Below are 6,860 nucleotides of genomic sequence, written 5' to 3'. Positions count from 1 at the left end.
AGCATGAAACCCAACGCCTGCATGGGTTACGCTACCGCTAACCCATCCTACAAATAATTGTGCCTCCCTACTTAAAACTAATGTTTAGTCAAAACAAATAGTAAAAGAAGTTGAGATTTTTGTCTAGTTATCGAGAAAACTTTTCTTGACAATACATTATGTTTTTTTATTCACTTCTTAACCTATTCTTTACCAAGCAGTGGTAACTTTTAGCGTAAAATTTAAGGCAGTTTACGGCTCAAAATTAATCCTATGCCCAGCAGAAACAAGACCAATTTACTAACAGCCTTATCCCTAGCGACTTTAACAGCGACTTTAACCGCTTGTGGTGGCGGCGATACGCCGGGAACTAGCACAGAAGGGGACAATAGAATCGCCCAAGTTCCCCTAAAGGGAGAGGTCGCCCTCAATGGTGCGGGCGCTTCTTTTCCTGCACCCCTATATCAAAACTGGTTTGTCACCATCAATCAAATACTTTCCAAACTACTAATTAACTATCAATCTACCGGTAGCGGGGCGGGAGTCGAACAATTTATCCAAGGCACGATCGATTTTGGCGCTTCCGACGTAGCCATGACTGACGAAGATATGGCCAGAGTTAGCCGCGGGGTTTTACTGCTACCGATGACGGCGGGAAGCATCGTTATGGCTTATAATTTGCCCGGAGTAGAAGGGCTGAAACTAAGTAGGGAAGCATATATAGGCATCTTTTTAGGCACGATTACCCGTTGGAACGATGCCAAAATCGCCGCCGATAACCCCGATTTAAAACTACCCGATGAAGAAATTACCGTAGTTCACCGGGCAGACGGTAGCGGAACAACGGGGGTTTTTACTAAGTTTTTAAGCGCCGTTAGTCCCGAATGGAAAAAAAGCATCGGTGAAGGAAAAGCCGTACAATGGCCGACCAAAAAAGGTAAATTTCTTGGCGGTAGGGGCAATGAGGGTGTAACTGCCCTAATTCAACAAAATCAAGGCTCGATTGGCTATATCGAGTACGGTTTCGCTAAAAATAATAACCTGCCCATGGCCACTTTACAAAACCAAGCCGGTCAATTTGTTATCCCCAATGAAACTAATGCCGCTGCCACCTTAGCCACGGTGGAATTACCCGAAAATCTGCGGGCTTTTATCGTTGATCCCCCGGGGGAAAATTCCTACCCCATTGTCACCTATAGTTGGATGTTGGTTTATAAAAAATACAACGATCCCCAAAAAGCTTTAGCTATGGAGGCGATGATCGAATTTGGACTCAATCAGGGACAGGAACAGTCCGCCGCCCTTGGTTATATTCCCCTACCGAAAAATGTCCGCGAACGAGTAGCCGCCGCTGCCGATGTCATCTATCCCGATTACACAATCAAGGTGGATTAGTAGCCGAAAAAATGTATTCAAAGTTACAATAATAGTGGAGAGAGGTCAATTTCGACCTTAGCTACCGCAAACTAGCTGGATTTAAACCCTAATCATGAGTGCGCCCACAGTTTCACCCGACTCAAATTTTAAAGAACGTCCAGAATCGGAAAAAATCCTCGATAAAGGCTTTGTTGGATTAACTACCGCCTTTGCCATCGCTATTGGGGTAATTTTGCTCCTAATTGCCCTAGTTATTTTTATTCGGGCTTTACCGGCGATTCAAACCTTTGGTCTGGGATTTTTGACCAGTAGTGCTTGGAATCCCGTGCGCGGTCGCGAAGAATTCGGAGTTCTGCCCGTTATCTACGGAACTCTCGTTAGTTCTCTGATTGCCCTCCTGATTGCTGTTCCCCTCGGCATCGGTTCAGCCATTTTTTTAAGCGAAGATTTTATTCCCTTAAATGCGCGGACAATTTTGGTTTTTCTCGTACAACTTTTGGCCGCTATTCCCAGTGTTGTTTACGGATTATGGGGTATCTTTGTATTGATTCCTATCCTCAGACCCCTTGGTAACTGGTTAAATGCTAATTTTAGTTGGATTCCTCTGTTTAGTACTCCTTTAGGGGGTCCTGGAATGTTACCGGCGGGGGTTATTTTAGCAATTATGATCCTGCCGATTATTATCGCTATCTCTCGTGACTCTTTGGCCGCTTTACCGCCGGATTTGCGGCAAGCTTCCCTAGGTTTGGGGGCCACCCGTTGGGAAACGATTTTTCGGGTCTTAATTCCTGCCGCTTTTTCTGGGATTGTTGGGGGGATTATGTTAGCTTTAGGGCGCGCTTTAGGGGAAACCATGGCAGTAACGATGATTATCGGCAATTCTAACCGCATTAGTGCCTCTATTCTCGCCCCTGCTAACACGATCGCTTCCTTATTGGCTAACCAATTCGCCGAAGCATCGGGAATGCAAGTATCAGCTTTAATGTATGCGGGTTTTGTTCTCTTGGTTTTGACCCTAGTAGTCAATATCTTCGCAGAATTAATCGTTAATCGCGTCAAAGCTAAGTATTAAGCCGTCGGTCGTCAGTTATCAGTTATCAGTTTTGAGTTTTAAGTTTTGAGTATTAAGTGAGCAGTTTGTATTAAGTGTTCATCATCAAATGGCAGTTTACTGCTGTCTTTTCACTTTTCACTGTTTACTAATCACTGATAACTGATTACTGTTCACTGATTACTGATAACTGATTACTGTTTAAGTAGCTGGTTATAATTAAATTAAAAATGGATTTTAGCTTCGATCCTCCCTTAATCCCCCCTTAATCCTAGGCTTGATTCATAGTAGGGTTGATTCATGAATCAACCCTACCCTTAATCCCCCCTTGATAAGGGGGGTGTCTGACAACTTTTAACACCTACCTACTTACTGTTCACTGATTACTGATAACTGATAACTGATAACTGATATGGATAGTGCGAATTTAGGCAATAATCTCAAAAAGAAACCGAGTAGTCCTCGATCGCTATTGGGGACAATTATGACCGTCCTATCGGGTTTATGTTTAGCCGTAACCGTGATTCCCCTCTTTGCCGTCCTAGGCTTCGTTTTTGTGCAAGGGGTGGGCCGTTTAAACGCCAATCTCTTTACCAAATTACCGCCACCGCCGGGGTTAGGAGGAGGAGGCATCGCTAACGCCATTTTAGGGACAATTATCGTCGTCGCCCTGGCCACAGCGATCGCAGTTCCCATTGGCGTTTTAGCGGCGGTTTATCTCTCGGAATTTAGCGGTGATAACAAACTTGCCCAGGGTGTGCGCTTTGCTACCAACGTTTTAGCGGGTGTCCCTTCGATTATTGTCGGGGTTTTCGCCTTCGGTTTGTTAGTTGCGCCCTTATTTGGCGAAGGAACAGCCCTTTTAGGCTTTTCTGCCCTAGCTGGTTCGATCGGTTTAGCGGTGTTAATGTTACCCACTATTATTAGAACCACCGATGAGGCTTTAAAAATCGTTCCCCAAGACATCCGCTGGGCGGCCATGGGTTTAGGGGCCTATAACTACCAAACCGTCCTAAAAATTGTCCTTCCTGCCGCAGTTCCCGCTATTTTAACCGGTGTGACTTTAGCAATTGCTAGGGCTGCCGGGGAAACCGCCTCCTTAATTTTTACGGCATTATTCTCTAACTTTTGGCCTCGGGGTGTCTTTGAACCGATTGCCACCCTTTCGGTCTTAGTTTTCAACTTTGCTACTGCCCCTTTTGCCCCTCAACAGCAATTAGCTTGGGCAGGTGCTTTAATTCTGGTGCTTTTGGTGTTGTTAACTAACATTTTATCCCGTTTAGCCACGCGCCAGAAAACCTATTAAGTCAAGGAAAAAGAACGTAGGTTGAGTTGAAGCATGAAACCCAACGCCCGCATAGTTTACGCTACCTCTAACCCATCCTACAAATAATTGTGCCTCTCTACTTAAGTCAGGGAAAAAGTGAAAAGCAAAAAGGGATATTTAAGTAAAAATCCACCTATCTTTCCAATTCCTCAATTAGCCAAACTCAAGGTAAATAATTTATGCTAACTAACTCTAACCCCCATTCTACAGGAACCGTTTTAAAGGTCGATAAGGCTGATATATACTATGGTAATTATCGGGCAGTACGAGACGTTTCCATCGATATTCCCAAAAATAAAGTCACCGCTTTTATCGGACCCTCTGGCTGCGGAAAAAGTACCATTCTCAGGTGTTTTAATCGTCTCAATGATTTAATTCACGGTTTTCGTATTGACGGCAAAGTTTTTTATCATAACCAAGATATTTACTCTCAAGACGTGGATCCTGTCGAAGTAAGAAAATACATTGGTATGGTGTTCCAGCGCCCTAATCCTTTTCCCAAATCCATCTATGATAATGTGGTTTACGGAGCGCGATTAAATGGTTATAAAGGGGATTTGGATGAATTAGTAGAAAAGTCCCTGCGTCGGGCTGCTCTCTGGGAAGAAGTAAAAGATAAACTGAAAGAAAGCGGTTTTTCCCTATCGGGGGGACAACAACAAAGATTATGTATTGCTCGTGCTATTGCCGCTCAACCAGAAGTATTATTAATGGATGAACCCTGTTCGGCACTCGATCCAATTTCAACTTTAAAAGTTGAGGAATTAATGCACGAATTAAAAGAACGTTATACAATTATTATTGTTACTCACAATATGCAACAAGCCACAAGAGTAGCGGATTTAACGGCTTTTTATAACGCTGAAGCCACCGATAAAGGTGGCAAAATTGGTTATTTAGTCGAGTTTGATCATACGGACAAAATCTTCGGTGATCCTCAAGAACAAGCAACTAAAGATTATGTTAGTGGACGTTTTGGCTAAATTCAGTTATCAGTTATCAGTTATCAGTTATCAGCTTTTTTCTTCCCTCTCCTCGTCTCCCTTTTCCTTTTTCCCCAACACCTATTCCTTTGAAAATTATGTATAGTAAAGATGTTGTCACCGATGCAGTTTTGAGAACCAAAAACTTAAACGTTTACTATGGTTCTAATCTTGCTGTTCGTGATGTTAACCTTGATATTCCTGAGAAAAAAGCGATCGCTTTTATCGGTCCCTCTGGCTGCGGAAAAAGTACAGTTTTACGCTGTTTTAATCGCATGAATGATCTGGTTAAAAGTGCCAAAATTGAGGGAAAAGTTACCTTTCGCGGTCAAGATATTTATGGTAATTCCGTTAATCCTATCGGGTTACGCAGTCGTATTGGTATGGTTTTTCAGAAACCGAATCCTTTTCCTAAATCTATCTATGAAAATATCGCTTTTGGGGCGCGCTTAAATGGTTACATCGGTGATATGGATCAATTAGTGGAAGAATCTTTAAAAAAAGCCGTTCTCTGGGATGATGTTAAAGATAAACTCAAAGAAAGTGGTTTAGCTTTATCGGGGGGACAACAACAAAGGTTATGTATTGCCCGCGCTATTGCGGTTAAACCGGAAGTTGTTTTAATGGATGAACCCTGTGCGGCACTCGATCCGATTTCTACTCTAAAAATTGAGGAATTAATTCACGAATTGAAAACCCAATATACTATAGTTATTGTTACTCATAATATGCAACAAGCGTCGCGGGTTTCTGATTTAACGGCTTTTTATAATGCTGAACCGACCCCAAAAGGCGGTAAAGTGGGTTATTTAGTGGAATATGATCGCACCGAGGTTATCTTTCAAAATCCTGCTCAAGAGTCCACTAGAGATTATGTTAGCGGTCGTTTTGGTTAAAGTATTAATAATTAATCGTTATTCATGACTCCGGGGTAGATTAATTTTTTCCCATCTGGAATGATTGAAAAACGATTAACTTAACTGATTGCGAAAACCTTTGGCACTAATAGTTAAAAGTATCATAGGGAAACCAATCAAAGCCAATAAACGAATAGCAAAATTAAAGATAAAAAGAGTCATCATGACGGAGAGAATTAGTTTCATCAAATTGCCCGATTACGGAGAGATTTTGACGGCAGTTTTCGGGAACTTATCGCCCCCTTTCCCTGTCTAAGTCTAAGGCAGTAGCGAGGGTAATATAATCTAAATTTTGCTGGTAATTTTCCCCGTTGTTGACCTTCTTCTCTACCTTCTTTTATTGCTTCTTGATCGACTTTAGTTTGTTTGAGATGGCTAAGACTAAACACGCCTTCTATGCCAACTATGCCAACAAGGTTTTTAGATTTATTCAGCAAGCCCTATATAATTCTAAGTAGAGAGACCGATAAAAAGCGCTAAAGGGATTGTAACCGATGACGGATGAAAGATTAGAACGGATCGAGAGCATACTACAGGCTACCGTTGTCCTCACGCAACAGAATCGAGAAGATATAGCACAGCTAACCCGTGAAGTTAGGACAATAGCAGGGAGTCTTGAACGAACCAACGAGCGCTTAAATCAATTTATCACTCAAGCTGAGAGCGATCGACAGTTTTTCCGCAACGAAGTCACCGGCATCCGTACAGAAGTTAAGCGAATTGTAGAGCATCTTTTCGGACAATCCCCAGATCAGGAGTAAAGATTAGCCAACGGGTATATATTAGCCAAATCACCGGCAAAAAGCTTGATCAACCCTAATTAGGGTCTGCTGAAAAAGTTTTTCGTGGGTGCAGGGTGTGGGGTTTTACCCATTTTTATACTAAATCCGGTTATTAAAAACTGATTATTTATTCACCCTTTTGCCTCTTGCCTGTTGCATGAGTGCCTGTCCTGATAAGTAACCTATACTCAACGGATTTAGTATCAGGTGGTCAATTACCTAATGTTCAGGGAAAAAGTGCCTAAATTTCCCCAAGATCACTTCCAAGATCGGCACTTTTTGATGGGAAAAAGTCTAAAAGTCTTAAGTACCTAGGCAAAATTAATTACATACTCGCCTCCAAAATTGTCCAGCACTTTTTTAACGTAAGCGAGGAGGCTCTTTCGGTCTTTATAGGCGCTAAATTCAATCCATTCATATTTTAAAAATCTCCATAATATTTCA

At 42.2% G+C, this 6,860-nt stretch carries 7 protein-coding genes and 1 pseudogene; 6 read left to right on the top strand and 2 right to left on the bottom strand.

The genetic code is table 11. The features are described 5' to 3' along the window. Nucleotides 1-252: 252 nt before the first annotated feature. The 5 genes from pstS (at nucleotide 253) to pstB (O9290_RS14540) (ending at nucleotide 5,613) form a co-directional block, all read left to right on the top strand. Nucleotides 253-1,374, top strand: a complete 1,122-nt coding sequence (gene pstS / locus O9290_RS14560) for a phosphate ABC transporter substrate-binding protein PstS (RefSeq protein ID WP_288054990.1) — start codon at nucleotides 253-255, stop codon at nucleotides 1,372-1,374. Between the two features lie 94 nt (nucleotides 1,375-1,468). Then, nucleotides 1,469-2,428 (top strand): phosphate ABC transporter permease subunit PstC, encoded by a 960-nt coding sequence (gene pstC / locus O9290_RS14555; RefSeq protein ID WP_002760019.1) that lies wholly within the window; start codon nucleotides 1,469-1,471, stop codon nucleotides 2,426-2,428. Between the two features lie 391 nt (nucleotides 2,429-2,819). Continuing rightward, a complete protein-coding gene (pstA, locus tag O9290_RS14550) occupies nucleotides 2,820-3,713 on the top strand; it encodes a phosphate ABC transporter permease PstA (protein ID WP_288054988.1) in 894 nt (297 codons plus the stop codon). A gap of 200 nt (nucleotides 3,714-3,913) precedes the next feature. Next, nucleotides 3,914-4,717: a phosphate ABC transporter ATP-binding protein PstB gene (pstB, locus tag O9290_RS14545; RefSeq protein WP_288059479.1), complete on the top strand. Its 804-nt coding sequence runs from the start codon at nucleotides 3,914-3,916 to the stop codon at nucleotides 4,715-4,717. A 98-nt stretch (nucleotides 4,718-4,815) separates the two neighbouring features. Next, nucleotides 4,816-5,613, top strand: coding sequence for a phosphate ABC transporter ATP-binding protein PstB (gene pstB, locus O9290_RS14540; RefSeq protein ID WP_149976845.1), 798 nt, complete (start codon nucleotides 4,816-4,818; stop codon nucleotides 5,611-5,613). A gap of 75 nt (nucleotides 5,614-5,688) precedes the next feature. Here pstB (O9290_RS14540) and O9290_RS14535 read toward each other — a convergent pair whose 3' ends face one another. Further along, nucleotides 5,689-5,820, bottom strand: a complete 132-nt coding sequence (locus tag O9290_RS14535; protein WP_277752957.1) for a hypothetical protein — start codon at nucleotides 5,818-5,820, stop codon at nucleotides 5,689-5,691. 308 nt (nucleotides 5,821-6,128) lie between these two features. Here O9290_RS14535 and O9290_RS14525 point away from each other — a divergent pair, with 308 nt between their 5' ends. Continuing rightward, nucleotides 6,129-6,395: a hypothetical protein gene (locus O9290_RS14525; RefSeq protein WP_002760014.1), complete on the top strand. Its 267-nt coding sequence runs from the start codon at nucleotides 6,129-6,131 to the stop codon at nucleotides 6,393-6,395. Nucleotides 6,396-6,727: 332 nt separating this feature from the next. Here the strand turns inward: O9290_RS14525 and O9290_RS14520 are convergent. Further along, a pseudogene (locus tag O9290_RS14520) lies at nucleotides 6,728-6,860 on the bottom strand (IS630-like element ISMae24 family transposase); the annotation flags it as partial.

Origin of the sequence: Microcystis sp. LE19-41.2A (genome assembly GCF_027530405.1) — a bacterium.
GTDB lineage: Bacteria > Cyanobacteriota > Cyanobacteriia > Cyanobacteriales > Microcystaceae > Microcystis > Microcystis aeruginosa.
Note: the sequence above shows the minus strand (reverse complement) of the source record. Positions and strands in the feature narration are given on the sequence as shown.